Annotated in this window: 24 protein-coding genes, 3 tRNA genes and 1 pseudogene; 19 read left to right on the forward strand and 9 right to left on the reverse strand. The window is 64.3% G+C overall.

Annotation, left to right across the window (positions count from 1 at the left end; translation table 11 throughout):
- Positions 1-40: 40 nt before the first annotated feature.
- The 5 genes from AC0L3X_RS09820 (at position 41) to AC0L3X_RS09840 (ending at position 4,460) form a co-directional block, all read left to right on the forward strand.
- A complete protein-coding gene (locus AC0L3X_RS09820; protein ID WP_166342378.1) occupies positions 41-1,873 on the forward strand; it encodes an outer membrane protein assembly factor BamB family protein in 1,833 nt (610 codons plus the stop codon).
- Positions 1,874-1,893: 20 nt separating this feature from the next.
- Positions 1,894-2,307 (forward strand): GFA family protein, encoded by a 414-nt coding sequence (locus AC0L3X_RS09825; RefSeq protein ID WP_166342377.1) that lies wholly within the window; start codon positions 1,894-1,896, stop codon positions 2,305-2,307.
- A gap of 374 nt (positions 2,308-2,681) precedes the next feature.
- Positions 2,682-2,843: a hypothetical protein gene (locus AC0L3X_RS09830; protein WP_283016901.1), complete on the forward strand. Its 162-nt coding sequence runs from the start codon at positions 2,682-2,684 to the stop codon at positions 2,841-2,843.
- Between the two features lie 500 nt (positions 2,844-3,343).
- Positions 3,344-3,715 (forward strand): hypothetical protein, encoded by a 372-nt coding sequence (locus AC0L3X_RS09835; RefSeq protein ID WP_354131457.1) that lies wholly within the window; start codon positions 3,344-3,346, stop codon positions 3,713-3,715.
- A 115-nt stretch (positions 3,716-3,830) separates the two neighbouring features.
- Positions 3,831-4,460 carry a TerC family protein gene (locus AC0L3X_RS09840; RefSeq protein WP_283016899.1) on the forward strand — a complete coding sequence of 210 codons (630 nt, stop codon included), beginning with the start codon at positions 3,831-3,833 and terminating at the stop codon, positions 4,458-4,460.
- A 233-nt stretch (positions 4,461-4,693) separates the two neighbouring features.
- Here the strand turns inward: AC0L3X_RS09840 and AC0L3X_RS09845 are convergent.
- A tRNA-Thr gene (locus AC0L3X_RS09845) sits at positions 4,694-4,768 on the reverse strand.
- Between the two features lie 373 nt (positions 4,769-5,141).
- Here AC0L3X_RS09845 and AC0L3X_RS09850 point away from each other — a divergent pair.
- Positions 5,142-5,543 (forward strand): hypothetical protein, encoded by a 402-nt coding sequence (locus AC0L3X_RS09850; protein ID WP_166342337.1) that lies wholly within the window; start codon positions 5,142-5,144, stop codon positions 5,541-5,543.
- 109 nt (positions 5,544-5,652) lie between these two features.
- On the opposite strand, the gene AC0L3X_RS09855 is transcribed toward AC0L3X_RS09850, so the two are convergent.
- Positions 5,653-6,357 (reverse strand): hypothetical protein, encoded by a 705-nt coding sequence (locus AC0L3X_RS09855; protein ID WP_166342336.1) that lies wholly within the window; start codon positions 6,355-6,357, stop codon positions 5,653-5,655.
- 125 nt (positions 6,358-6,482) lie between these two features.
- Entirely contained in the window at positions 6,483-6,956 is a 474-nt protein-coding gene (locus AC0L3X_RS09860) for a hypothetical protein (protein ID WP_166342335.1), read from the reverse strand.
- Between the two features lie 307 nt (positions 6,957-7,263).
- Between AC0L3X_RS09860 and AC0L3X_RS09865 the strand changes: the two genes are divergently transcribed.
- The gene (locus AC0L3X_RS09865; protein ID WP_071912719.1) at positions 7,264-7,749 is read left to right on the forward strand and encodes a hypothetical protein; all 486 of its coding nucleotides are present in this window, start codon (positions 7,264-7,266) and stop codon (positions 7,747-7,749) included.
- Positions 7,750-7,805: 56 nt separating this feature from the next.
- The gene (locus tag AC0L3X_RS09870; RefSeq protein ID WP_071912721.1) at positions 7,806-8,342 is read left to right on the forward strand and encodes a hypothetical protein; all 537 of its coding nucleotides are present in this window, start codon (positions 7,806-7,808) and stop codon (positions 8,340-8,342) included.
- Between the two features lie 125 nt (positions 8,343-8,467).
- Here AC0L3X_RS09870 and rlmB read toward each other — a convergent pair whose 3' ends face one another.
- Positions 8,468-9,298, reverse strand: coding sequence for a 23S rRNA (guanosine(2251)-2'-O)-methyltransferase RlmB (rlmB, locus tag AC0L3X_RS09875; RefSeq protein WP_166342332.1), 831 nt, complete (start codon positions 9,296-9,298; stop codon positions 8,468-8,470).
- 206 nt (positions 9,299-9,504) lie between these two features.
- On the opposite strand from rlmB, the gene AC0L3X_RS09880 reads away from it, so the two are divergent.
- Positions 9,505-9,590 (forward strand) — tRNA-Tyr (locus AC0L3X_RS09880).
- A gap of 121 nt (positions 9,591-9,711) precedes the next feature.
- Here the strand turns inward: AC0L3X_RS09880 and AC0L3X_RS09885 are convergent.
- On the reverse strand, positions 9,712-10,743 hold the full coding sequence (locus AC0L3X_RS09885) for an LLM class flavin-dependent oxidoreductase (protein WP_283016898.1): 1,032 nt from the start codon (positions 10,741-10,743) through the stop codon (positions 9,712-9,714).
- Between the two features lie 145 nt (positions 10,744-10,888).
- Positions 10,889-11,812, reverse strand: coding sequence for a LysR family transcriptional regulator (locus tag AC0L3X_RS09890; protein WP_283016897.1), 924 nt, complete (start codon positions 11,810-11,812; stop codon positions 10,889-10,891).
- A 114-nt stretch (positions 11,813-11,926) separates the two neighbouring features.
- Between AC0L3X_RS09890 and AC0L3X_RS09895 the strand changes: the two genes are divergently transcribed.
- The 3 genes from AC0L3X_RS09895 to AC0L3X_RS09905 are packed head-to-tail and all read left to right on the forward strand — an operon-like array spanning position 11,927 to position 15,045.
- Positions 11,927-13,285 (forward strand): MFS transporter, encoded by a 1,359-nt coding sequence (locus AC0L3X_RS09895; RefSeq protein WP_166342330.1) that lies wholly within the window; start codon positions 11,927-11,929, stop codon positions 13,283-13,285.
- Positions 13,282-13,785, forward strand: a complete 504-nt coding sequence (locus tag AC0L3X_RS09900; protein ID WP_071912729.1) for a GAF domain-containing protein — start codon at positions 13,282-13,284, stop codon at positions 13,783-13,785. The genes AC0L3X_RS09895 and AC0L3X_RS09900 overlap by 4 nt, the downstream gene beginning before the upstream one ends.
- A gap of 12 nt (positions 13,786-13,797) precedes the next feature.
- Entirely contained in the window at positions 13,798-15,045 is a 1,248-nt protein-coding gene (locus AC0L3X_RS09905) for a metal-dependent hydrolase family protein (protein WP_166342329.1), read from the forward strand.
- Positions 15,046-15,107: 62 nt separating this feature from the next.
- On the opposite strand, the gene AC0L3X_RS09910 is transcribed toward AC0L3X_RS09905, so the two are convergent.
- Entirely contained in the window at positions 15,108-17,165 is a 2,058-nt protein-coding gene (locus AC0L3X_RS09910; protein ID WP_166342328.1) for an ATP-dependent helicase, read from the reverse strand.
- A 127-nt stretch (positions 17,166-17,292) separates the two neighbouring features.
- Here AC0L3X_RS09910 and AC0L3X_RS09915 point away from each other — a divergent pair, with 127 nt between their 5' ends.
- Positions 17,293-17,883: a TMEM175 family protein gene (locus AC0L3X_RS09915; RefSeq protein ID WP_166342327.1), complete on the forward strand. Its 591-nt coding sequence runs from the start codon at positions 17,293-17,295 to the stop codon at positions 17,881-17,883.
- Positions 17,884-17,892: 9 nt separating this feature from the next.
- On the opposite strand, the gene AC0L3X_RS09920 is transcribed toward AC0L3X_RS09915, so the two are convergent.
- Positions 17,893-18,273 carry a YciI family protein gene (locus AC0L3X_RS09920; protein ID WP_166342326.1) on the reverse strand — a complete coding sequence of 127 codons (381 nt, stop codon included), beginning with the start codon at positions 18,271-18,273 and terminating at the stop codon, positions 17,893-17,895.
- A 167-nt stretch (positions 18,274-18,440) separates the two neighbouring features.
- Here AC0L3X_RS09920 and AC0L3X_RS09925 point away from each other — a divergent pair, with 167 nt between their 5' ends.
- Together AC0L3X_RS09925 and AC0L3X_RS09930 are read left to right on the forward strand one after the other, a co-directional pair.
- Positions 18,441-18,650 (forward strand): hypothetical protein, encoded by a 210-nt coding sequence (locus tag AC0L3X_RS09925; protein ID WP_014494462.1) that lies wholly within the window; start codon positions 18,441-18,443, stop codon positions 18,648-18,650.
- A gap of 26 nt (positions 18,651-18,676) precedes the next feature.
- Entirely contained in the window at positions 18,677-18,880 is a 204-nt protein-coding gene (locus tag AC0L3X_RS09930) for a hypothetical protein (protein WP_166342325.1), read from the forward strand.
- Between the two features lie 10 nt (positions 18,881-18,890).
- Here AC0L3X_RS09930 and AC0L3X_RS09935 read toward each other — a convergent pair whose 3' ends face one another.
- A complete protein-coding gene (locus AC0L3X_RS09935) occupies positions 18,891-19,604 on the reverse strand; it encodes a substrate-binding periplasmic protein (RefSeq protein ID WP_473316382.1) in 714 nt (237 codons plus the stop codon).
- 317 nt (positions 19,605-19,921) lie between these two features.
- Here AC0L3X_RS09935 and AC0L3X_RS09940 point away from each other — a divergent pair, with 317 nt between their 5' ends.
- The 4 genes and pseudogenes from AC0L3X_RS09940 (at position 19,922) to AC0L3X_RS09955 (ending at position 23,570) form a co-directional block, all read left to right on the forward strand.
- Positions 19,922-22,336, forward strand: a complete 2,415-nt coding sequence (locus tag AC0L3X_RS09940) for an ATP-binding protein (RefSeq protein WP_283016895.1) — start codon at positions 19,922-19,924, stop codon at positions 22,334-22,336.
- A 331-nt stretch (positions 22,337-22,667) separates the two neighbouring features.
- Positions 22,668-22,741: transfer RNA gene (locus tag AC0L3X_RS09945), tRNA-Gly, on the forward strand.
- A gap of 212 nt (positions 22,742-22,953) precedes the next feature.
- Positions 22,954-23,121 (forward strand): annotated as a pseudogene (locus AC0L3X_RS09950) (GDP-L-fucose synthase); the annotation flags it as partial.
- 245 nt (positions 23,122-23,366) lie between these two features.
- The gene (locus tag AC0L3X_RS09955; protein ID WP_063986285.1) at positions 23,367-23,570 is read left to right on the forward strand and encodes a hypothetical protein; all 204 of its coding nucleotides are present in this window, start codon (positions 23,367-23,369) and stop codon (positions 23,568-23,570) included.
- The last annotated feature ends 83 nt before the right edge of the window (positions 23,571-23,653 follow it).

A 23,653-nucleotide genomic window follows, 5' to 3' on the forward strand; every position in this document is an offset into this window, starting at 1 on the left:
GCGATCTTTGGGTCGCGTGTCGACGATGCCGGAGGACGCCATGAGGCCGAGTTTTGCCGTAGCGGCTCTGTTGATCTGGTGCTCCACGCCGGCACTGGCGCAGCAGGACGGCGCCGCGCTCTACGCAGCGCACTGCGCGCAATGTCACGATGCCGGCGATGCCCAGAACCGCGCGCCCGCGCGCGGCGCCATGCAGGCGATGTCGTTCGATCACGTGCTGGGGACGCTGACCTCCGGCAGCATGGCCGCGATGGCGAAGGAGCGCAGCGACGACGAGCGTCGCGCGATTGCTGCTTTCGTCACCGGCAAGGCCGCAATCAACAGCGCGTCTGACGGGCAGGGCCGCTGCACGCAGCAGATCAGCGGCTTTCCGCAACCGCTCGACGGTCCACGCTGGAACGGGTGGGGCGTCGATCTCAACAACAGCCGCTTCCAGCCGGCCGACATGGCGGGGCTGACCGCGGCGCAGGTGCCGCGCCTGCGGCTGAAATGGGCCTACGCGTTTCCCGGCGCCTCGGTGTCCTTTGCGCCGCCGACGATCATGGGCGGCCTGCTGTTCATCGGCGGCACCGACCGCAAGGTACATGCGCTCGACGCGCGAACCGGCTGCACGCTGTGGACGTTCGCGATCGATGCGGCGGTGCGCGCCGCGATCACGGTCGCACCGCTTCCGGGCTCCGATCAGTTCGCGATCTTCTTCGGTGATTTGCGCGCCAACGCCTATGCCGTGAACGCGCTGACGGGGGCGCTGATTTGGAAGACGAAGGTCGAGGAGCATCCGGCCGCGCGCATCACCGGCGCACCGGTGCTGCATTCCGGCATTCTCTACGTGCCGGTGTCCTCGCTCGAGGAGGCCGCCGGCTCGCAACCCTCTTACGAATGCTGCACCTTCCGCGGCAGCGTGATGGCGCTGGAGGCCGCGACCGGCAAGCCGGTCTGGCAAGCCTATACGATCCCGGAAGTGCCGCATCCGACCGACAAGAACGCGAGGGGCGTGCAGCTCTTCGGCCCGTCCGGTGCCGCGATCTGGTCCGCGCCGACGATCGATGTGAAGCGCGGCGCGATCTATGTCGCGACCAGCAATTCCTATTCGAATCCGCCATCCGCGACGAGTGACGCGATTCTCGCCTTCGATCTTGCGACGGGAAAGCTGCTCTGGAGCCAGCAGGCCACGCCGAAGGACGCTTATGTCGTGGCATGCTACGGCGTGGACAAGACCAATTGTCCCGAGGATCACGGACCCGACCACGATTTCGGCCAGTCGCCGATCCTGGTAACTCTGCGCGACGGCAGGCGCGTTCTTGCCATCGCACAGAAATCCGGCGTCGTGCACGCGCTCGATCCCGACGACGGTGGCAAGATCCTGTGGCAGACGCGGATCGGGAAGGGCGGTGCGCTTGGCGGCAGCGAATGGGGCTCGGCGGCCGATCAGGATCGCATCTATGTCGCGAACTCCGACGTGCGTTTCCTGCGTGACGGCACCAGACGTCTCGACTCCACGCAAGGCGGCGGCCTGTTCGGGCTCGATCTCGCCAACGGGACAGTCGTGATGGAGGTGCCTCCGGTCGCCTGCGGCGATCGTCTCCAATGCAGCCCCGCGCTGTCGGCGGCGGTGAGCCTGATCCCCGGCGTCGTGTTCTCCGGCGGCGTCAGCGGCTTCCTGCGTGCCTATGCCAGCGACGGCAAGCTGCTCTGGGAGTTCGACACCGCGCAGGATTACAAGGCCGTCAACGGCGTCCCCGCCCATGGCGGCGCGATCGATGGTCCCGGACCGGTCATCGCCGGCGGCATGCTCTACACCAATTCCGGCTACGGCCAATGGAGCGGCGTCGCCGGCAACGTGCTGCTGGCGTTCGAGGTGGGCACGGAGTGAGCGCGAGGTAGGGAGGCGCGATGATCGATGCCCGATGCAGTTGCGGCGCCGTTGCATTGTCGCTCGCGGAGCCTTCCCGCGCGGTCGTTGCTTGTCACTGCATGGACTGCCAGCGCCGAACCGGTGCGCCCTTCGGCGTCGGCGCCTTCTACGCGGCTGAGGCCGTCACGATCTCGGGGACCCCAAGCGAATACGTTCGCAAGGCCGCGAGCGGCGGCAAGGTCCGCAGCTATTTTTGCACCCATTGCGGTTCGACGGTCTATTGGAAGGCGGACAATCTGCCAGGGATGATCGGCGTCGCCGTCGGCGCGATGGCGGACCCGAATTTCCCGGCTCCGCTAAAATCGGTTTTCGAGCAGTCGAAACATGGCTGGGTCGAAATCAATGGTGCGGAGCACTTTCAGCAAAGCAGTGCGCCGAAGAATGCAAGCTGAGGTTTCCGCCTCAAGCGCTGGTGCCGGCTGAGGGGATTGAACCCCCGACCTTCAAGGCGATCTACGAAGCTTGACCGATGACCTCGGCAAGCTGAGGTCTGCTAGCCATTGCGGCGAGCGGGCTTGCGATCGGCTACCTCGGCGGGCGTCTCTACCGGCGCGCCGGCGTCGAGGACTCGAGCTGCATCAGCGGCAAGCCGTCGACAGCGCTGGGCATGTGGTGCGCGTTCCCGTTCACTGCGGCACTGCTGTTTGTGGTGCTCGGTTGAAGCGGCTCACGCTCGCGGCCGCCTTCGGGGTCGCATTGTCGGCCGCCGGCGCATGCCGCCGATCCCGATCCATACGCCTGTTTCGGCGGCGCGTGTTACGTCGCCATGGGCGCCGGCTTCCAGTGCGCGGATCTGCCGGCGTTCTGTGCCGGCGCGCGGGTCCTGCTGGCCGAGGCTGGCGGCAATGAGGCTGCGGCCGAGAAGCTTGCGCGAAGCCGTGGCCATGGCCGGCTGTCGATCGCGCTCGCGCATCGTTTCTGCAAATAGGGAGGGACTCATGCGGAGCTATGTCATCGGCGCCGTGCCCGCGCTCGTGGGGCTGTGGTTCGTGGCTATCCGCGCGCTGATGTTGAGCTGTGGGAACGCTAGGTTCTTAGTTCCGGTTCCGCAATGAAGCTCAGCTTAGGCTTGCCACATAAGTCACCTTGCCGCGCGGTGAAAAACCGCGCGACGATGAGTAGCATTGCTTTTTTGATCGCCCGGTTCGTTCTTCTTGGAGAGCAGATCTTGTCGATCGTGGGTGCGCTCTCGCGAGAGGCCAGCACATGATTGAGCTTTGGAACAAGTGGTACGGGACCTTGGCCTCTGTCGAGGCGCTGGCAGCCGTCGTCGTTATTGCCGTGGTGACCGCTGGCATTCTTACGCTAATTGAGAGTCAGCGGCATAGGACAAAACATTGATGGGGAGACGTCGGAAAACGATCAGCTAGACCAGAGTAGTTCAGCAGGTGAGTGGCGCTAAAAAGTGCTCCTATGCAGGAGGATCAAATGATCCTTTCTCGTGCAAGTTGGACAAACAGGAATGCTTCTTGGCGGCAAGCATTTTGCACATGCGCGGTGTTGAGCATACTGGTCGCAGCTCCTGCATTCGTGATGATACTCCTGCTGGATTCCCAGCTCGTCTTGCCAGCGCTCAGTATTCTATTTTTCTCAGACGCGATGATCACTGCGGTTTTGGCTTGGGCAAAGTCGGGAAATGCGACATTAGAAAATGTAACGCTATGGGATGTTGCCGGGGCATTGACCATGTTGGGTTGTGCCGCAGCGATTCTTGGCGAACCAGATCAAGTGGCACTTCTTTTCGAGCAACCGGTCAGACTACATTTGGACGCGGCTCTAGGCGATAGCGCTAGCCCCTGATAACCGGCGGCGTTAGGACCCCCGTTTCTTGGTGGCAGGTATCGGTCAACCGATCCGATAGACGTATGCGATCTCGCTTGCAGCTGCCCATTCCCCTGCGGCGGGGACATGACCTGTGCCTGATTATTACGATACAGATGTCCTTAGCGTATTCTTGCAGATCGTTCTGATCGATCTGGTGCTCGCTGGCGATAACGCCATCGTCATCGGTCTTGCTTCAGCCGGACTTCCTGAGGCGCAACGAGGCAAGGCGATTTTGATCGGTATTGTTGCCGCGACGATACTGCGCGTCTTACTCGCCGGGTTGGCGACGCAAATCCTCCAGATCGTCGGCCTCTTGCTCGCCGGCGGGATCCTGTTGTTGTGGGTATGCTGGAAAATGTGGCGAGAGTTGCGCACATCCTCCACAGGGCCAACAGGTGCGATGGACGCCGCTGGAGCAATTGCAGGCGGCAAAGCTCGCAAAACACTCGTTCAAGCGAGTTGGCAGATTGTCGTGGCCGACGTTTCCATGTCTCTCGACAACGTTCTGGCCGTGGCTGGGGCAGCACGCGAGCATCCGATGATCTTGATTTTCGGCCTGGGGCTGTCCATCGCGATGATGGGCGTGGCCGCTTCGTTCATTGCGCGCCTTCTGCAAACTTATCGATGGATTGCTTACGTCGGTCTAGCCGTCATCCTTTATGTGGCGGGTGACATGGTCTTTCGCGGGACGTTGGATGTCATCAACGTTGCGTCGATATGAGATGCTGTATCCTAAGTCGTCAGGCAGAATTCGAACGCAGTACGCATAGGCTGCAGATGGGGTGTGAAGCCCGCAGAAGAAAGGGCCGCCTTTGTGGGGCGGCCCTGTCCAAAGTCTATCGACGCCGGTCAAAAAAATTAGGTTAGAGCAAAGCCAGCCCCGAGAATGAAAACAACTAAGGGTACAAGCGCCGCGCCCGGTTGAGGGACATCGAAATAAAACAAGCTAAGCGCTGGTGCCGGCTGAGGGGATTGAACCCCCGACCTTCGGTTTACAAAACCGCTGCTCTACCGCTGAGCTAAGCCGGCAAAACCAAACAATTATAAGCAGTTAACGAGAAGAAACTTGTCCGCTCGGCACGTTGGGGTGCACGGTCGGGCAGCGTTTGCGTCGATATAGCCGCAGTCGGGGTGTAGGTCTAGTCTGACTGGCTTGCGCTCTTGTCCGCACCGCCGCCTGGCAGAAAATGTGTAGAGCCGGAAATCGCTTTGTGAAACCAGACTGCCCCGTTTCAAGGACGTGCGGGCGAAGGATGTCAGACCAAAAGAGCGGATGATCGTCGGCGCAACCGTCAACCGATTCTTGGAAGACTAAAGCTGACACAACGAATGGTGCTCCAAAGCTGTCAAAGCCTTGCGCGGTCTCGGAACCAAATACGTCCCTTTGGAGTGAGGACGAGACATGAAACGCTTTCTCGCCATCGCCGCGGTGCTCGCAGCCGCCGACGCTCGCGCGGCGCCTCTAGACGATGCAATCAGCTGCGCGAATTACGCGACTATTGATGCCGTCTGTCGTGAGCAAAAAGACCCAAGCGACCCTTTGCTCGGCAAACTCAAGACTGCAGCAGGCGTGTTGCACGGTCGCAGCATTCGCATAGGTGCGCAGGCTGGCGTTTCCAAAGAAGCGGTTGGAGCCTTGGCTACGGTCGCCAACGACAAGATGACAAACGAGATGTCGCGCAAGTGCGACAACATCAAAGTGTTGCGTGATCAGTTCGAGGGCACTTGCCGCCCGGTGATGGATCAAGCGTATAAAGATACGCTCATGATGATAGACGAGATCATGAAGGGAAAGGGTCGCTAAGATGATAGCGAACGCGCCGCGCTAAAGCATTAGCGACCGTTTTCCTCCATCGTCTGCGCCTGCGCATTGCAGGGCAGAGCGCGAAGGGTGACGGAGGTGAGGGCAAACTTCATGGCTTCATACCCTCTTCGATCATGCGCAGCGTCTTGGGAGCGCCAGCGCACCACTTGGCCATCGCAGCCTTGTCGCCGTTCCACGACCCGATGATAGCGGCGCTGCCTACCATCACTATTTTCTTGCCGACGTTTTTCAGCAATAGCTCCTTGGCCTGCTCGACAGCCGGGGACAGCTTGATCTCGCAGACCGATTCGTACAACGCGATCCTGATTGCCAGACTGATCTTGGTGCTTTCCACGTCGGATGCTTCTTCGGTCGCAGGAACGGCCAACAAGGCCGCATTCTTCTGGTTCAATTGTTCCTGCGCTTCGTTTTCTTTAAGTTTTCCGTCGGCGTAGTCCTGCAGGATGACCCGTACCTCCGGGTCGATCCTTAACCACTTTTGTCGTGAGGCCGCATCGACACAGATCGACCAGAGACTGGACATGTCGCGCCGCTCACGATTGGCGATGTAGTCGTAACCCTCGGCGTAGTCCTTTTTCCAGCGTGAATTGTTTCGGTACATCCGGTCGAGCTTGGCTTTCTCCTTCGCATCGGCCACGGTCAGGATACCCTTGCAATAGAGTTCGAGGGAGGCGTTCGCAAAACCGTAGTCGCTGGCGGCCTTGCCGTGATCGACCGCGTGGGCTGCGCCCGTCAGGGCGAGCAGTGCTGCGGAGGCCAGGACGATGGCGGCGGTGCCGGGTAGTCGTTTCATGTGTCACCTCATATCCGCGAAGTGAACTTTTTCGGCATTCCATGCTTCCAGGGGTGGGTTTCGCCGACATGAAACAGGCGGCCCGTAGGGCCGCCTGAAACCATTCAACCCGATGGAAGAGGGCCTTACTGGCAGATGTGCTGGAGGCCGTCCGCTCCCTTGTACCAGGTCCCGGGCCGGCAAACGATGCCGTTGCGGGCCGCATAGGTATCCCAATTGCCGTACCAGCCCATTTCGCTGCGGCCGCCGGCATACCCACCGGAAGTGTCATAGGCGTAGGAATTGTCCCAGCCGCGGAACGGCGCGGATGCAACGGCTGCCGCGGTGCCGACGGCGGCGCCAGCAACGGCGCCCGCGGTGTCGACCGGCCAAAAGCCCGATCGAGTTCCGTCATCCGGATTCACTTGGCCGCGGGCCATGTGCCGGCGCCGAGAGGCGCGATCGGTGGTGGGATTGCCGGGGGTGAGATTCTGGCAATTGGGATCCTGGAAGAGCCCCGTGCAGGGGCCCGAATTGTCGACTGTGGTTTGCGCGAAGGCCGGTGTTGCCAGCGTGGACGCGACGATCGCGGCCAAGCCAAGACGCTTCAGGCTCGTCATGGCATTTGCTCCATGTTGTTGAGACCTGTGCTAAGCGCGCCATTCGGCAGTCGTTCCGCGGATTCTCGCATGTGGGGTCACATCGACGTGAGCCCGCGGAGGATGTGCGGTTTGTGTCACGCAACCTCGTGCGATCCAGCATGTGCGGCGGGTTTGTGTCCCGTTAACGCTTCGCTAGCGCAGCTTGCGGCATTTGAGCCGCTATCGACCCTTGCACGTTAGGCTTACCGGAAATTGGTGAGCGGGCCTTAACCCTCTCCGCGTGGCGATCGGATAGGTTGAGCGTCGGATAAACCGGGATCCTTCCATGCGCGCTCTCGCGCTCGCCGCCTTTCTGATCGGATTGCCCGCGACGGCGTTTGCCGGCGGCGGCTTCGATATCGTCGTTCCTGGCCGCCCGGGCGTGCCCATCATCATCGACAACATCGACGCGTCCTACAGCGTGGTCGAGGGTGTCTGGGGTCTCGGCAAGAACGTCCAGGTGCAGCCGACCATCTATGGCGGGCGCTACATCGCGGAGCGGCAGCCCGAGGACGTCGGCCATTATTATCCGACCATGGGCTTGCGGCCCGGCTACGGCCGGCTCGAGGTCGAGCCGCCCGCCAACCGCAAATTGCCCAGGCCCGCCGAGAGCTATCACCAGAGCTGGGGTGTGCAATCGGCGCCGCTGCCGCCGCAGATGGACGTGCCCGTCAATCCGCCGCCGGTGATCTTTGCGCCTGAGATCAACGACCGTCCGCGGCGTCCTCGGCCGCGGCCGCATGCACAGGCGCCCGGAAGGCCGCCAACTTAAGAAACGTCAAAAATTCAAGAAAAAATCCAAGATACGAAAATCAACAGGAGAGAGTAATGCGTCAGATGATTTCGGGACTGGTTGCGGCGGCTGCCGTGATGTTCGTCGCCACCGCGCCCGCCGCGGCTTGCGGCTTCAGCACGTGCGCACCGGTTGCGCCGGTCTATAGCGGCTGCAACACGGGTTGCGGTAGCTGGGGCTATGGCCCGGGTTATGGCGGATGGGGCTTTGAGCACCTCGCCGAGCCAGCCACGCAGTATTACTACGTCAACCAGGGCCCGACCTACACCGGACCGGGCGCATTCGCGCCGTACCCGACCTATCGTGAGGACGCAGTCGTCGCGCCCGCCAACTACGGCTACGGCCGTGGTTATGGCTACGGCAACGGCTATGGCTATCGTGCCGCCGCGGTCGAAGCCCCGGCCGCCTATCCCTATCAGCGCCCGTACTACCGTCCGTATCGCTACGGCTATGGCCCGCGCTACGGCTATCTGCCGCGCGTGCATTACGGCTACGGTCCCCGCTACGGCTACGCCCGTCGCGCCGCGCCGTACTATTACGGCGGCCACCGCGTGCTGCGCCGCTATTACTGATCGTTTGATTGGTTGAGTTGACGAAACGCCCGTCCGCGCGATGCGGACGGGCGTTTTGTTTTTTGGATTCTTAGTTTGACGCGTTTTCTTGACGCGAACCGGTATCCACTTCGCTCGAAAACGCTCTAGCGCTTCATCAACCCGAGACGGCTCGCGCCAACATAGAGCGAGAGCACGGCGGCGTTGGAGACGTTGAGGCTCTTGATCTCGCCGGGCATGTCGAGCCGCGCCACGACGCTGCATGTCTCGCGGGTCAATTGCCGCAGGCCCTTGCCTTCGGCACCAAGCACCAGCGCGAGCGGCTCGCGCAGCGTGACGTTCGAGAGGTCCTCGCTGCCTTCGCTGTCCAGCCCAACGGTCTGGAAGCCGCGCTCGTTCAGCGCGGTGAGTGCGCGGGCGAGGTTCTGCACGGTCACCATTGGCACCAGCTCGAGAGCGCCGGAAGCGGCCTTGGCCAGCACGCCGGTTGCCTCGGGGCTGTGGCGCGCCGTGGTGACGATCGCCTTCACCGCGAACGCCGCTGCGGAGCGCAGGATGGCGCCGACATTGTGCGGATCGGTGATCTGGTCGAGCACCAGCACCATGCCTTCCTGCTCCAGGGTCTCGATGTCGGGCGAGGGCAGGGCGTCGGCCTCGGCCAGCAGGCCCTGGTGCACGGCGTCGGGCGACAGCAGGCGGTCGATCTCCTGGGGCCGGACGATCTCGGGCGCGACGCGGGTCGCGATGTTCTCGTCCGCAAGCCGCTTTGCGGCGTTCTCGGTCAGCGTCAGCTTGCGGATCTGCCGCTGAGGGTTGGCCAGCGCCATGGTCACGGTGTGCCAGCCATAGAGGATGACCGGTCCGTCGGACTGCGAATCGCGGTCGCGCCAAGCCGGCCGGCCGGCTGATTTTCCGGGCCTGTTGAAGGGCTTAGCCCCGCCGCGGGGGCCCCTTGGGGTGAATTTTCGATCCTTCATGGGCTCGCTTGTGTCACGGGTCCCGGAATATGGCAATTTGGGTGGCTTCGGGGGCGATTTTAGCTGTTCGCCTCGGTTGACTTTGCCCCACCGCATCGCCCATAAACGCGCCCGGTCGCGCCCCCATCCGGGCTGTCGCGGCCTTCACGTTCCATGGCCGTCTTCGGTCGCCGGCAAGGTCCGGCCCGATTGTGCTGCCGTAGAGCGGGGGAGTGTCCCGAGTGGCAAAGGGAGCTGACTGTAAATCAGCCGCCTCATGGCTTCGCAGGTTCGAGTCCTGCCTCCCCCACCAGCCTTCGCTCGCTTCGCGAGCTACGGCTGGGCAAGCCAGACCAAATCACCGTCACGCGAAGTTAGCGAAGGCTGTCACGCCGTAGCCGGGAGGGCGCAGGCGGACTGGCTCAGAGCGTAAGTCACCCCATCATCTCCCTGACCAGCGGCACCACTTTCCCCCCGTAAAGCTCGATGCTCCGCATCAGCTTCTCGTGCGGCAAAGGCCCCGCCGAATACTTCAGCTGGAAGCGCGAAATGCCAAGCGCCTTTGCGGTCTTGGCGATCTTGCGCGCGACGGTTTCCGGCGAGCCGACATAGAGCGAGCCGTGCTCGGCCTCATTGACGAACTCGTCGCGGCCCATCGGCGGCCAGCCGCGCTCCTTGCCGATCCGGTCGCGCATCGCCTTGTAGTCGGGCCACAGCTCTTCGCGCGCCTGCTCATCCGTCTCGGCGACGTAACCGGGCGAGTGCACGCCGATCGGCTGTGCCGGACGGCCGAACTCCTTGAAGGCGCGGTGATAGAGATCGACGTAGGGCGCAAAGCGCGCGGGATCGCCGCCGATGATCGCGAGCATCAGGGGCAGGTCGTAATGCGCGGCGCGCACCACCGATTGCGGGCTGCCGCCGACGCCGATCCAGGTCTTGAGCCGGCCGTTCTCGACCGGCGGATAGACCAGTTGATCTTTCAGCGGCGGACGCAGCTTGCCCTCCCAGGTCACCGGCTGCTGCGACAAGAGTGCCGTGAACAGGTCGAGCTTCTCCTCGAACAGCGCCTCGTAAGCGCGCAGGTCGAAGCCGAACAGCGGAAAGGATTCGGTGAAGGATCCGCGGCCGAGGATGACCTCGGCGCGGCCGTTGGAGAGCGCATCGAGCGTGGCAAAGCGCTGGAACACGCGAATCGGATCGTCCGAGCTCAGCACCGTCACGGCCGAGCCGAGATGGATGCGCCTGGTGCGCGACGCGATCGCGGCCAGCACGGTCTCGGGTGAGGAGATCGCAAAATCAGATCGGTGATGCTCGCCGAGGCCGATGAAGTCGAGGCCGAGCTCGTCGGCCAGCACGGCTTCGTCGACGACATTGCGGATCACCTGCGCATGGGGAAGCATGGCGTTGCTCGCGTCCTTCGTCACGTCGCCAAAGGTATCCAGTCCGAATTGAAGCGGTGAGGTCATCGATCAGGTCTCTGCGGGGGAGGGGCGCGAGCGGCGCCCGTTATGTGGGAAGAAATGCTTTGCATTGCAGCTAAGGCGCGGAGACCGCTTCGACAATGCTGCTCCGGGAAAGGCTGGGTTTCCGGTTTTTCATCGCCCCGCCGGCTCAGTCGGACTTGGCGAACGTCTCGACCAGGGTCTCGCGCAGCCAGCGTTGCGCCGGTACGGTGTCGTTGCGCTGGTGCCAGAACAGGCTGACGATGCGCGGTGGCGCCTTGAGCGGAATCGGCATGGCGTGCAGGAACGGCGCGTGCCGGGATTGCGAGCGCAGATCGCTCGGCAGCACGGCGATCAGGTCGGACTGGCGCACGACCTCGTAGGCGGCGCTGTAATGATTGACGGTCGCGACCAGGTTGCGCGACAGCCCGCGCGAGGCGAGGAAAAGATCGTAGGACGGTAAGGTCTTGCCGGCGAGGCTCACATCCACGTGCCCCGCGTTGAGGAAGCTGCGCGTGCTCAGCCGCTTCATCGCCGCGAGCGGATGGCCGCGCCGCATGAAGCAGGCGTAGTCGACCGTCCACAGCGAACGCGAGCGAATGGCGGCCGGCTGTTGCGCCTCGTTGACGTAGACGCTCAGCACGCAATCGACCCTGTTGTCCTCGAGCTGATCGGCGATCTCCAAAATGGTGTTGGGGACGGTGTGGACGCGCGCCTTGGGCGCAACCTTGCCGAGATGACCGAGGAGGTTCGGCATCACCAGCGAGGCGACGTAGTCCGACATCGACAGGCTGAACTCGGTCTGCGCGCGGGCGGGATCGAATACCTGCTCGTCGAGCGCGCCACGGACGCTTTCCAGCGCCTCGCCGATCGGCTCCCACAGCACCACGGCGCGCTGGGTCGGACGAATCCCGGTGCCTGATCGGACGAACAGGGGGTCGCCGAGCGCGCCGCGCAGGCGTGCGAGTGCGTTGCTGACCGCGGGCTGCGTCATCGTCAGCGCGCTCGCCGCGCGGGTGACACTGCCTTCGGTCATCAGCGCCTCGAAGACTTTCAGGAGATTGAGGTCGAGCGCGCGGAACGACACAGACATTCACCGTGGTGATATATTAGATCATGATTATAAATTATGACGATAATGTCACTTTGTCTATGGTTCCCCAAGGGACACGCGGAGCGCCGGGCCGCCAAGACTGAGGGGACTTTCATGTCGATGATATCGGCGCGCATCGAGCGCCTTCCGTTCGCACGCTTCCACACGCATCTGCTGTTGATGGGCGGGCTCGGCTACGCATTCGACGCGATGGACGCAGCCGTGCTGGCCTTCATCCTGCCGGTGCTGCGCACGGCGTGGAATCTGTCGAGCGTCCAGATCGGCGTGCTCGGCAGCAGCACCTATATCGGCTTCCTGTTCGGCGCGTTGTTCGCCGGTACGCTCGGTGACCTGATCGGGCGCCGCGCGGTGATGATGTCGGCGCTGGCGCTTTACTGCGCAGCATCGATCGTGAGCGCGATGGTCGATACCTGGCCGTCCTTCTTTGCCGCCCGCGTTGTCGCCGGCATGGGGACCGGCGCGGAGAGCGCGATCATCGCGCCCTATCTCGCAGAGTTCGTCGCGCGGCGCTATCGCGGCAGCTTTACCGGCGCACTCGCCGGCTTCTTCTCCTTCGGCTTCGTCGCCGCAGCCTTGCTCGGCTACTTCATCGTTCCCGCCTACGAGAACGGCTGGCGCATCGTGCTGGTGATCACAGCGGTGCCGGTCGTCATGCTGCTGTGGTGGCGCCGGGCGCTGCCGGAATCGCCGCGCTGGCTCGAAAGCCGGGGACGGAAGAAGGAAGCCGAAGCCGTCCTCGACAGGATCGAGGCAGGCTTTGCGCGCGCGGGCCATGTCCTGCCGCAGCCGGTCGTCGAAGCGACGGCGCCGGCCGGAGCTACCGGAACGCTGCTCGCCAATTTCGCGGCGCTGCTCGCCGGCCGCCAGGCGCGCATCACCATCATGACCTGGATCATGTGGCTGGCGATCACCTTCAGCTATTATTCCTTCTTCGTCTGGATCCCCGGCCTGCTGGTCCAGAACGGGATGAGCATTACCAAGAGCTTCGCCTATTCGATCGCGATCTATTGCGCGCAGATCCCCGGTTATTTCAGCGCCGCGTATTTCAACGAGCGCATCGGGCGGCAGGCGACGATCGCGACCTACATGGTGCTCGGCGGTGCCAGCGCGCTCGGGCTCGCCTTCGCGCAAAGCGACCAGCAGATCATGGCGGCGGGGATCTTCCTGTCCCTGTTCATGAACGGCACCTATGCGGGCGTCTATGCCTATACCGCCGAAGTATTCCCGACGCCGGTCAGGACCACGGGTGCCGGGCTCGCCTCCGCAATCGGTCGCATCGGCGCGATCGTCTCGCCGATCCTGGTCGGCTATCTCTATCCGAATTTCGGCTTCGCCGGCGTATTCGGGGTCACCACCACTGTGCTGCTGCTTGGGGCAGTCACCGTCGTGCTGATGGGCGTGCCGACGCGCGGCCGCTCGCTGGAAGAGATCGCGGCGGGTGAAGTCGCATGACGCGGACGAAAGTTACCGCTGATCCCTGGCTCTGCGCCGTCGCGGCGGCGCAGAGCAGGGCGGATCAGCCGGATGCACTGTTCGCGGCACTCGACGAAGCCGTGAAGTCGGCGATCGGGCACAAGCTGTTCACGATCCTGACCTACGACGGCGACAGCGGCGAAGCCGCGCGGGTCTATTCCAATCTTCCCGGTCCGTATCCGACCGGCGGACGCAAGCGCCTCGCGCCGGGCCCGTGGACCGAGGCCGTGCTCGACCGCGGCGAGGCCTATATCGGCCGAACGCGGGACGATCTGCGCAAGGTGTTTTCCGACCACGAGCTGATCGCCTCGCTCGGCTGCGCGAGCGTGCTCAACATGCCCGTGCGCTGGCGCGGCCGTACGCTCGGCTCGCTCAATCTGCTTCACGAGGCGGGCTGGTATGGCGAGGACGATATCGCCGCGTGCCTTCCCTTTGCCCAGCTCACCTTGCCGGCGCTGCTTGCGCCGGCCGACTTCTGACAGGATTCCGCGATGTCCAGCATCCTCTTCAAGAACGCCGCGCTGCTCGATCCGCTCCAGGCGGAATTGCTGGCAGGCCATGATGTGCTGGTCGAAGACAGCCTGATCAAGGAGGTCTCGGACCGGCCGATCCAGGCCACCGCCGATCGCACCATCGATCTCAAGGGCAGGACGCTGATGCCCGGCCTGATCGACCTGCATGTGCACGCCATCGCCGTTGAGCTTAACCTGGCGCAGCAGGTGCACATGCCGAACGTGCTGGTGACGCTGCGCTCGACGCTGCTGCTGCGCGGCATGCTGCGGCGTGGCTTTACCACCGTCCGCGACGCCGGCGGCGCCGGCCATGCGCTGAAGCAGGCGATCGAGACCGGCCTGACCGACGGGCCGCGGCTGTTCGTCTCCGGCCGTGCGCTCAGCCAGACCGGCGGCCACGGTGATATGCGCGCGCGCTCGGATTACCTCGCGAGCGACGCCCCGTGTCCCTGCTGCGTGCGTGTCGGGGCGCTGGCGCGCGTTGCCGACGGCGTCGATGGCGTGCGCAGGGCGGCACGCGAGGAGCTCCAGATGGGCGCCGACCAGATCAAGATCATGGCGTCCGGCGGCGTCGCTTCACCGACCGATCCGGTCGGCGCCTTCGGCTACTCCGAGGACGAGATCCGCGCCATCGTCGAGGAGGCGCGCGGGCGCCAGACCTACGTGCTCGCCCACGCCTACACCGCTGCCGCCATCGAACGCGCGGTTCGCTGCGGCGTGCGCACCATCGAGCATGGCAATCTGGCCGATGCTCCGACCGCGCGCCTGATGGCCGAAAAGGGTGCCTATGTGGTGCCGACCCTCGTCACCTACGAGGCGCTGGCCAACGAGGGCGCCCAATACGGCCTGCCGCCGGAGAGCGTGGCCAAGATCGCCGATGTCCGCGACGCCGGTCTGCGCTCGCTCGCGATCTATCGCGACGCCGGGGTAAAGATGGGATTTGGCAGCGATCTGCTTGGAGCTTCTCAACGCCTCCAGAGCGACGAATTCCGCATTCGCGCCGAAATTCTGGGAGCGCGCTCCGTCATCGCCAGCGCGACTTTGATCGGCGCCGAAGTGCTCGGCATGGAGGGCAAGCTCGGCCGGATCGCGCCCGACGCTATTGCGGACCTGCTCGTGGTCGACGGCAACCCGCTGCGCGATGTGGCCTGCCTGCTCGGCCAGGGCGAGCACATCCCGATGGTGATGAAGGCAGGCAAGGTCCAGTTCGACCGGCTGAACGCCTAAAGCGTTTTCGAGCGAAGAGGATACCGGTTCGCGTTAGGAAAACACGTCTAAACAAGCCTGCGCTACCGCCACATCCCGCGCATCCGCGCGCCGATGTCGATCTTCGGCCCTTGCGCCGCGGTGCGGGCCGCGCCGGCGGCGGCCTTCGGCCAGGCGGTGCGCTCGAACAGATAGACGAGGGATTCCGGGATGAAGCGGGTGCGCGAGGCGTAGACGTGGCGGTCGCCCTTGGCGGCCTGTCCGTGCACGAAGAAGCGCTGCGGCACGACGAGGTGGAGATCGTCCTTGGCGCGCGTCATCGCGACATAGAGCAGGCGGCGCTCCTCCTCGAGCTCGGCCGAGGTGCCGGCGCCGAGATCCGACGGCATGCAGCCGTCGACGACGTTGAGCACGAACACCGACTTCCATTCCTGGCCCTTGGCCGAATGGATGGTGGAGAGGATCAGATAGTCCTCGTCGCGGAGCGGAGGACCTGATTTGTCGCTGGTCGCATCCGGCGGGTCGAGCGTGAGCTCGGTCAGGAATTTTTCGCGCGAGGCGTAGCCGCTCGCGATCTGCTCGAGCTGCATGAGATCGGCGCGGCGCGTCTCGGAATCCTCGTGGATGCGATCGAGATGCGGCTCATACCAGAGCCGCACGCGCTCGAGATCGGCTGGCCATTCCGAGTAACGCAGATTTCCGACCGTGCGGACGAAGTCGGTCCACTCGGCGCCGGTGCGTGGCGGCACCGCAAGCTGGCCGAGCGCGGCAAGCGGGTCGGTGCTCTCCGCCATCTGGTCGAGCACGCGCTGCGCGGTGGCAGGGCCGACGCCGGGCAACAGGTGCAGGATGCGGAAACCGGCGACGCGGTCGCGCGGATTTTCGGCAAAGCGCAGCAGCGCCAGCACGTCCTTGACATGCGCGGCATCGAGAAATTTCAGTCCGCCGAACTTGACGAAGGGGATGTTGCGGCGGGTCAGCTCGATCTCCAGCGGACCGGAATGCGAGGACGTCCGGAACAGCACCGCCTGGTGCTTGAGCAGCGCGCCTTGCTCGCGGTTGGCCAGCACTTCCTCGACGATGTAGCGCGCCTGGTCGGCCTCGTCGTGGACGGTGACGAGCTGCGGCTTCTGCGACGAGGTGCGGTCGGTCCACAGGTTCTTGGTGAAGCGTTCGCGCGCTAGCCCGATGACGCCGTTGGCCGCCGCCAGCACGGGTTGCGTCGAGCGGTAGTTGCGGTCGAGCGTGATCATCTCGGCGTGGGGGGAGAAGCTTTGCGGAAAATCCAGGATGTTGCGAACGGTGGCGGCGCGGAATGAATAGATCGACTGCGCGTCGTCGCCGACCACGGTTAGCCCGCGTCCATCCGGCTTCAGCGCCAGCAGGATCGAGGATTGCAGGCGGTTGGTGTCCTGATATTCGTCGACCAGCACGTGATCGAAGCGGCCGCCGATCTCTTCGGCGATCAGCGCATCGCTCATCATCTGCGACCAGTAGAGCAGGAGGTCGTCGTAATCCAGCACGTGCTGGGCCTGCTTGGCCTCGACATAGGCCGCGAACAGGCCCTTCAACTCGGCGGCCCAGCCGGCGCACCAGGGATAGTGCTGGCCGAGCACTTTTTCGATCTCCATCTCGGCATTGACGCAGCGCGAGTAGATCGACAGGCACGTGCCCTTGGCGGGAAAGCGGCTCTCGGTCTTCGACAGGCCGCGCTCGTGCCGGACCAGATTCATCAGGTCGGCGGAATCCTCGCGGTCGTGGATGGTGAAGGCTGGATCGATGCCGATCCGCTCGGCATATTCGCGCAAGAGGCGCGCGCCGATGCCGTGGAACGTGCCGGCCCAGGTGAGGGCGTCGCGCATGATCGCGGCGTTGTTCTCGCCCAGCACCTTTCGGGCGATGCGCTCGACCCGGCCGGCCATCTCGGCCGCGGCGCGGCGAGAGAACGTCATCAGCAGGATGCGGCGTGGATCGGCGCCCGCGACGATCAGGTGCGCGACGCGATGGGCGAGCGTATTGGTCTTGCCGGAGCCCGCGCCGGCGATGACGAGCAGGGGGGCGCCCACGGTCGCGCCATCGGCGACGCCATGTTCCACGGCGCGGCGCTGCTCCGCATTGAGCGTGTCCAGATATGTCGCCACGAATCGCCCCGGTGAAAGGGTGAGAGTCGGCGATCCCGGCGCGAATCGCAATGCAGCTGGACGGAACCAATGTTAAGACCTAGGGAAAAGATGCCCGAAGTTCCAGCCCGAAAAGCGCACACCCGGCATGACCGAGCCCAAGTCCGAGCAGTTCGAGATGCGGCGGCTGGAGTCGCTCAGCAACACCATCTTTGGTGTCGCCATGACGCTACTCGCCTACGACCTGCCCAAGGCGGCGGTGTTCACCAGCGCGCCGGGCTGGGACGATCTTGCTCGGGTCTATTCCGGCAAGCTCGCCGGTCTCGCGCTCAGCTTCATCATTGCCGGCGTGTTCTGGATCAGCCATCACCGCCGGCTCGCGCGCCAGCCCGTGGGCAGCCGCGGCATGGTGATCCTCAACCTGTTCTTCCTGCTCTCGATCGTGCTGCTGCCGGTGACCAACGGCCTCTACACCAATTACAGCATGAGCAGCGCGGTGGCCGTTCTCTACGGCCTGCATCTGACCGCGATCGCCGGCCTCAATGCCTGGCTGTGGTGGACGATTTTGGGCGGCTGGCGCCACGAGATCATGGCCTCGATGTTTCCGCTGCTGGTGTTCATTCCGGGCACGATCGTTGCGGCCTTCGCGCCGCACGTCGCGCCCTTCGTGTGGTTCATCGCCTTTGGCGGGCTGCTGATCCAGCGCTTCTATGCCGCGCCGACCGGGCCAGGCGCGTGAGGCGGTGGCTCACCCTTTTGTCGCGCCGAACCCGTCGGCCGGCACGTAAAGCATGACTGGGCGGATTTCGTAGACCGCTGACGGGTTGACCTCGCGCAGCTTCCGCGCCGCCGCGATCGCTTCCTCATCGGTATCGTAGTCGACGAGGTGGAAGCCGAGAAGCTGCTCCTTGGTCTCGGCAAACGGGCCGTCCAGCACCATGCCCGCGCCGGGGCCGCGCAAGGTGTGCGCCTTTCGGGTCTCATCCAGACGGGCGGCCGGCCCAAGGTGTCCGCTTGCCCTCAAGGGCGCCTGAACCTCGATCACTTTGGCCACGACCGCGGCGTCCTGCTCTGCCGTCCAGGACAAAATCTCGTCTTCCACGTGGTAGGCCAGGATGGCGTAAAGCATCGTCACCTCGTTTGTTTTTCAAGCTCGCAGTCGGAAGGATGTATGAGCGCCGTCGATACCGACAATCCCGGAGACTAACATATTGCGTCGCGCAAGTTGCGACGAAACCGTCCTGAAACCCGATTGCCGCCCTCGGAGGTGAACGCTGCCCAAAGCCGAGGCGACTGATGGCCACCAAGAACACTTCGGAGGCGGCCATGTCGACCATAAAGATCATCTGCGACGCGCGTCGGGCGGGAAAGTCGGAAGCCGCGGATTTGCACGACCAGTCCGGCCACCACCGCTATTACGGCAGCTCGGCCGAGAACGGCGGTGAGCGGATCGTCGAAAGCCGCCGCGGAAAACGCCCGCGCGCGCTCAATGTGTGTGGCTTCTGACGCCTTCGGCGATACCGTCTTTCGACATGGACGTCCTGCAAATATCGATCGCGGCGATGCCGTTCCTGCTTGCGCTGATGAGCCGGACGCGAAAGGCAATCGCGCCGTGCCTGCTGACGAGCATCGTCACCGTGCTGCTCGGCGACGAGCCTCATCGGGCGGTCATGGCCTGGTGCGTCGGCGTGCTGATTGCCGCCGTTGCCCTGCGTGAGCGGCTTCGCGCGAGGTGATCCGGCGCCGTCACGGCGCGCTCAGGACCTGTTTGACCAGCGCCTCGCGCAGCGTTGCCAGCTCGCCGCTCGCTTCCATCTGTGCGATCACCTTGCCGACCTTCGGCACCAGATCGCGATGGCGTTCGTGCAAATAATGGTAGATGTGGATGCGCTCCAGCGGTGGCGAGAGCGGGACAATCCTGGTCTGCAGATTGAGTTTCCTCACCGCGACGAGCCCGCTGAAGAGATCGGTGACCATCAGCTCGAAACGGTCGGCGTCGAGCATCCTGATCATGTTCTCGAGGCTGGTGGTCGCGGTGACGCGGGCCATGCCGCGCGTCCCGGCCTCCGAGGAGCCGACGCCGCGGACGATTCCGATGCTGTACTCCCTGATCGAATTCCAGCCGGCGACGTCGAAACGGAGTTTCGTCGCGAAGACCGCCGGCTCGATGTAGTTGATCGCCGGCGTCACCTGAATCAGCGTCGGGTAGTCGCTGAAGAGCGTTCCGATCCGCTGAATCTCGCCATCGACCTCGCCGGCGCTCGACAGCGCCAGCGCGCGCTTGCCGGGGACGTCCTCGAACGCCAGCTTGATATTCAGCTTGGCGTAGACGGCCCGCAGCATCTCGCCGCCGACATATTGATCGGGGATATCGGCAATCCGCGCCAGCCGGATGAGCTCCTGCGCGTGCGACGGAGCGGCGGCGAGCAATGACAGGCAGGCGACGATGATCCGCCACATGACGCGTCTCCTTTGCCCTGCATAGCTACCATTGGATTCGGATGGCCGCGATCCACCGGGGGGCACCCGTGTGGCGGCCGCACCGCTCGCTTGTCTTGCAGGCGACTGCGGACTTTAACCAATGTCATTCCAGTACGCGAAGTGATAGTTTGCGCGAGAATCCTGCTGCTGGGCGCAAGACAAGACCCCGCCAAGCCACCCATGGGCCGGCAGGATCGCCACGCAGGTCGCGTGATGAGAGAATTTCAACTGTCGAATTGCTCGCGGCTGCGATCCGCCGTCCGGAGCAGGGTGCCGCCATTCCGGGGACGTGGTGCATGGGCAACGCAGGCGACGAGGACTCCAAGCGCAGCAGTCGCGCCGGTCCCCCGGCGGCCGCGAAGCAGGATTTGAACGGGATCGGCGCTGCATTTGCGCCAGGGATGATCGGAGCGCTGCTGTCGCGGATCTTCAACTGGTCGCGCAGCGGCGTCGGGCCGCGCCTGCTGGCCGCCGTGCTGCTGTTCTCCTCGATCGTCACGCTGATGCTGACCGCGCTTCAGCTCTATCTCGACTACGACCGCGAGGTCGGCGTCATCGAGACGCGGCTAGACGAGATCGGCCGCAGCACGACCGGCAGCCTCGGCGAGAGCCTGTGGAATCTCGACCAGAACCAGCTCAAGCTCCAGCTCGACGGCATCCTGCGGCTGCCCGACATCCGCGCCGCCGAGGTGCGCGAGGTCGCCGATCGTCCCAATCCGATCCGTGTCGCGGTCGGCGAGCCGAGCACCCGCTCAGCCGTGACACGCGACTATCCGCTGAACTACAGCGTCCAGGGGACGGCACGCCAGATCGGCGTGCTCCATGTCGAGGCGACGCTGGCCGAGGTCTATCAGCAATTGCTGAACCGCGCCCTGGTCATCCTGGCAAGCCAGGCCGCGAAGACCTTTGTCGTCTCGCTGTTCATCATCTACATGTTCCATCTGCTGGTGACACGGCATCTGGTCGCCATCGCCGAGTTCGTCGGCCAATACAGCCTGTCGCGGCCACCGCCGCCTTTGCACCTCGAGCGCCGGCCGCCCCGCGATCCCGACGAGCTGGACAAGGTGATCGACGCCTTCAACGCGATGTGCGAGAATCTCGGGCGCGCCTATGGCGAGCTGCGCGAGGCCAACGCAAATCTCGAGCGCGACCTGAGTATCCGCCGGCGCGCCGAAGAGGACGCGCGTGCCAGTGAAGAGCGTTTCCGCGACTATGCCGAGACCGCGTCCGACTGGTTCTGGGAGACCGGACCGGATCATCGGTTCACCTACGTATCCGACCGGGCCGGCGCCTTCGGCATGGACAACAAGGCGCTTGTCGGCAAGCACCGCACAGATGCCGCCTCCGACCGCGACGCCGAGCCTGAGAAATGGCGCGCGCACGTGGCGACCTTGGACCGCCACGAGCCGTTCCGGAAGTTCGAGTATCGCGGGCGCGACGTGGCCGGCCGCATGCATCATTTCAACGTCAACGGCCAGCCGATCTTCGCGGCGGACGGACGCTTCATGGGCTATCGCGGGTCGGCCACTGACCTCACGGTGCAGCACGAGGCCGAGGAGCGGCTGCGCCAATCCCAGAAGATGGACGCGATCGGTCAGCTCACCGGCGGCGTCGCTCACGACTTCAACAACGTGCTCACGGTCATCACCGGCACCATCGAGATCATCCAGGAGGGGCTTGCGGACAAGCCCGAGTTCGCCGCGATCGCACAACTGATCGACGATGCGGCGGCGCGCGGCGCCGAGATCACCTCGCAGCTGCTGACCTTCGCGCGCCGCCAGCCGCTGGAGCCCCGCGACATCGACGTCAACGCACTCGTGGTCGAAACGGCGAAGCTGCTCAAGCCGATCCTCGGCGAGCATATCGAGATCGTGACCCGGCTCGCGGACGACGCCTGGTCCGCGATGGCAGATCCGTCGCAGCTCTCGTCGGCGATCGTCAATCTCGCCGTCAATGCGCGTGACGCGATGCCGGGCGGCGGCCGGCTCACGCTGGAGACCGCGAACCGCGAGCTCGACGGCACCAGCGGTGCCGGCGACGGCGACGTCATGCGCGGCGCCTTCGTGATGATCGCGGTGGCCGACACCGGTCACGGCATCCCGGCCGACATCCGCGAGCGCGTGTTCGAGCCGTTCTTCACCACCAAGGGCGTCGGCCGCGGCACCGGGCTTGGGCTGAGCATGGTCTACGGCTTTGCCCGCCAGACCGGCGGGACCGTCATCATCGAGAGCGAGGAGGGGCGCGGCACGGTGATGCGGCTGTTCCTGCCGCGGTCGAAGGGCGAGGCGCCGGCCAGGACGGCGCCGGTTCAGCCGCCCGCGTCGGCACGCGGGCACGAGACGATCCTCGTGGTCGAGGACGATCCGCTGGTGCAGGGCTATGTCATCGCCCAGCTCGGCACCCTCGGCTATCGCACGCTCGCCGCCAGCGACGGCGCAGCTGCGCTTGCGCTGGTCGACCAGGGCGTCAAATTCGATCTCCTGTTCACGGACATCATCATGCCCGGCGGCATGAACGGACGGGAATTGGCCGAAGCCGTCCGGCTTCGCCGGCCGGGGGCGAGCGTGCTCTACACCTCCGGCTACACCGACGACACCATCGTTCACGAAGGACATCTCGATCCCGGCCTGGCGCTGCTCAGGAAGCCGTACCGGAAATCGGAGCTGTCGCAGAAGATCCGCGAGGTGCTTGCAGGCGAGCCGCCGGCCTGAGCGGAGCTCATCCATGCAGACGCCACCCACGAAAAAGGCGCGGCGGGGAGGCCCCGTCGCGCCCGATTTCTTGCTCGCTGGTCCAGGGCTGAGAGCGCCCCGATGCCAGGCCTTTCGTCAAAGCCTAGCGGGCGATCCCAGCGAGGTGACAGCGCTTGAGATAAGACACTGGATCACCTCCTTTCGTTGGTTTCGGGACTCTGAATATAGGACGAAATCCCGCCGCCGTTAAGGGGCGCCCCGGGGGCGGGAACTGGCCTGTCCGCAAGACGGGAAAGACCGGTCCGGAGCAGTTGAGACTGCCGCCCGGTCGTGTTAGGGAGCCAGTGATGCGGGTGTAGCTCAATGGTAGAGCAGCAGCCTTCCAAGCTGAATACGAGGGTTCGATTCCCTTCACCCGCTCCAAATTTTTCGAAGATTTTGCGAGAGTGGTCAGGTTTCAGTCTGACAAATCGGCTGCTTGACACGTCCTGATGCTCGCTTTGCGATCGACTGTTTCGCGGTGGAACGATCGTGGTGTGCACTCTGGCGGGGGCCGCGCTCGGGCCGCGGCTTCTGCGGTGGTGAGGTGTTGCGTCAATACCGACGTCGCACTCGAAACCGCGACAAATGCGTGCGGCGATATCAGTGTCGATAGCTCGCGTCTCGATCGAACGCCGCGCAAACTGCTCGACGTCAGCCGTCTCGCCAAGCTCGGCTGGCGTGCCACGACCTCGCTTCACGATGGCTTGAAGTGCGCCTATGCGGCGTATCAGGCCGGCGCGCCGGTGGCGGCGCGAGAGTAGGAACCTTCACCGCAAGCAAGAGTTGGCCGGTCGGGCAGGGCGAAAAGCCACACGAGGCCGACCGTGCAACAAGCCGTGCGCGTGCGCTCCACCGCGCAAATCGCGGGGCATCCGATTCATCCGATGCTGTCGCCATCGACAAGACCGGCGCACTGCTCTTCGCCGACGACAGTGGCAACGCCGTGTGGCGGGTGACGGCGGCCCATCCGCAGGTCACGCAGCGCTAGATATCGAGGAGCTGCACCATGGGCCTTGCTCAATACGCGATCGTGCCGGTCGAGGACGAATGGGGCGTGCTGCATGACGGTGACGTCAAAAGCAAATACGCGACCAAGGAAGCCGCGTTCGAGTCCGCGGTCGCTGCCGCCTCCCTGGCGATCCGTCAGGGGCATGAGGTGCATGTCAGCGTGCCCGGTCGCGAAGCCGGCGAGAATGCGCTGGGAAGCTAGGGATACGATCAAGCCCGTGCGCTTGTGATCCTGAGCGAGTACCGCGCCACGACTGCGCATCATCCCTACGTGAACGAGATCCG

It is taken from the genome of Bradyrhizobium sp. MI1.7, from assembly GCF_055811795.1.

Excerpts from the sequence above, each read along its gene's own strand:
- AC0L3X_RS09820 (WP_166342378.1), top strand. The coding sequence starts at position 41 with ATGAGGCCGAGTTTTGCCGTAGCGGCTCTGTTGATCTGGTGCTCCACG.
- AC0L3X_RS09825 (WP_166342377.1), top strand. The coding sequence starts at position 1,894 with ATGATCGATGCCCGATGCAGTTGCGGCGCCGTTGCATTGTCGCTCGCG.
- AC0L3X_RS09830 (WP_283016901.1), top strand. The coding sequence starts at position 2,682 with ATGGGCGCCGGCTTCCAGTGCGCGGATCTGCCGGCGTTCTGTGCCGGC.
- AC0L3X_RS09835 (WP_354131457.1), top strand. The coding sequence starts at position 3,344 with ATGATCCTTTCTCGTGCAAGTTGGACAAACAGGAATGCTTCTTGGCGG.
- AC0L3X_RS09850 (WP_166342337.1), top strand. The coding sequence starts at position 5,142 with ATGAAACGCTTTCTCGCCATCGCCGCGGTGCTCGCAGCCGCCGACGCT.
- AC0L3X_RS09855 (WP_166342336.1), bottom strand. The coding sequence starts at position 6,357 with ATGAAACGACTACCCGGCACCGCCGCCATCGTCCTGGCCTCCGCAGCA.
- AC0L3X_RS09860 (WP_166342335.1), bottom strand. The coding sequence starts at position 6,956 with ATGACGAGCCTGAAGCGTCTTGGCTTGGCCGCGATCGTCGCGTCCACG.
- AC0L3X_RS09865 (WP_071912719.1), top strand. The coding sequence starts at position 7,264 with ATGCGCGCTCTCGCGCTCGCCGCCTTTCTGATCGGATTGCCCGCGACG.
- AC0L3X_RS09870 (WP_071912721.1), top strand. The coding sequence starts at position 7,806 with ATGCGTCAGATGATTTCGGGACTGGTTGCGGCGGCTGCCGTGATGTTC.
- rlmB (WP_166342332.1), bottom strand. The coding sequence starts at position 9,298 with ATGAAGGATCGAAAATTCACCCCAAGGGGCCCCCGCGGCGGGGCTAAG.
- AC0L3X_RS09885 (WP_283016898.1), bottom strand. The coding sequence starts at position 10,743 with ATGACCTCACCGCTTCAATTCGGACTGGATACCTTTGGCGACGTGACG.
- AC0L3X_RS09890 (WP_283016897.1), bottom strand. The coding sequence starts at position 11,812 with ATGTCTGTGTCGTTCCGCGCGCTCGACCTCAATCTCCTGAAAGTCTTC.
- AC0L3X_RS09895 (WP_166342330.1), top strand. The coding sequence starts at position 11,927 with ATGTCGATGATATCGGCGCGCATCGAGCGCCTTCCGTTCGCACGCTTC.
- AC0L3X_RS09900 (WP_071912729.1), top strand. The coding sequence starts at position 13,282 with ATGACGCGGACGAAAGTTACCGCTGATCCCTGGCTCTGCGCCGTCGCG.
- AC0L3X_RS09905 (WP_166342329.1), top strand. The coding sequence starts at position 13,798 with ATGTCCAGCATCCTCTTCAAGAACGCCGCGCTGCTCGATCCGCTCCAG.
- AC0L3X_RS09915 (WP_166342327.1), top strand. The coding sequence starts at position 17,293 with ATGACCGAGCCCAAGTCCGAGCAGTTCGAGATGCGGCGGCTGGAGTCG.
- AC0L3X_RS09920 (WP_166342326.1), bottom strand. The coding sequence starts at position 18,273 with ATGCTTTACGCCATCCTGGCCTACCACGTGGAAGACGAGATTTTGTCC.
- AC0L3X_RS09925 (WP_014494462.1), top strand. The coding sequence starts at position 18,441 with ATGGCCACCAAGAACACTTCGGAGGCGGCCATGTCGACCATAAAGATC.
- AC0L3X_RS09930 (WP_166342325.1), top strand. The coding sequence starts at position 18,677 with ATGGACGTCCTGCAAATATCGATCGCGGCGATGCCGTTCCTGCTTGCG.
- AC0L3X_RS09935 (WP_473316382.1), bottom strand. The coding sequence starts at position 19,604 with ATGTGGCGGATCATCGTCGCCTGCCTGTCATTGCTCGCCGCCGCTCCG.
- AC0L3X_RS09940 (WP_283016895.1), top strand. The coding sequence starts at position 19,922 with ATGGGCAACGCAGGCGACGAGGACTCCAAGCGCAGCAGTCGCGCCGGT.
- AC0L3X_RS09955 (WP_063986285.1), top strand. The coding sequence starts at position 23,367 with ATGGGCCTTGCTCAATACGCGATCGTGCCGGTCGAGGACGAATGGGGC.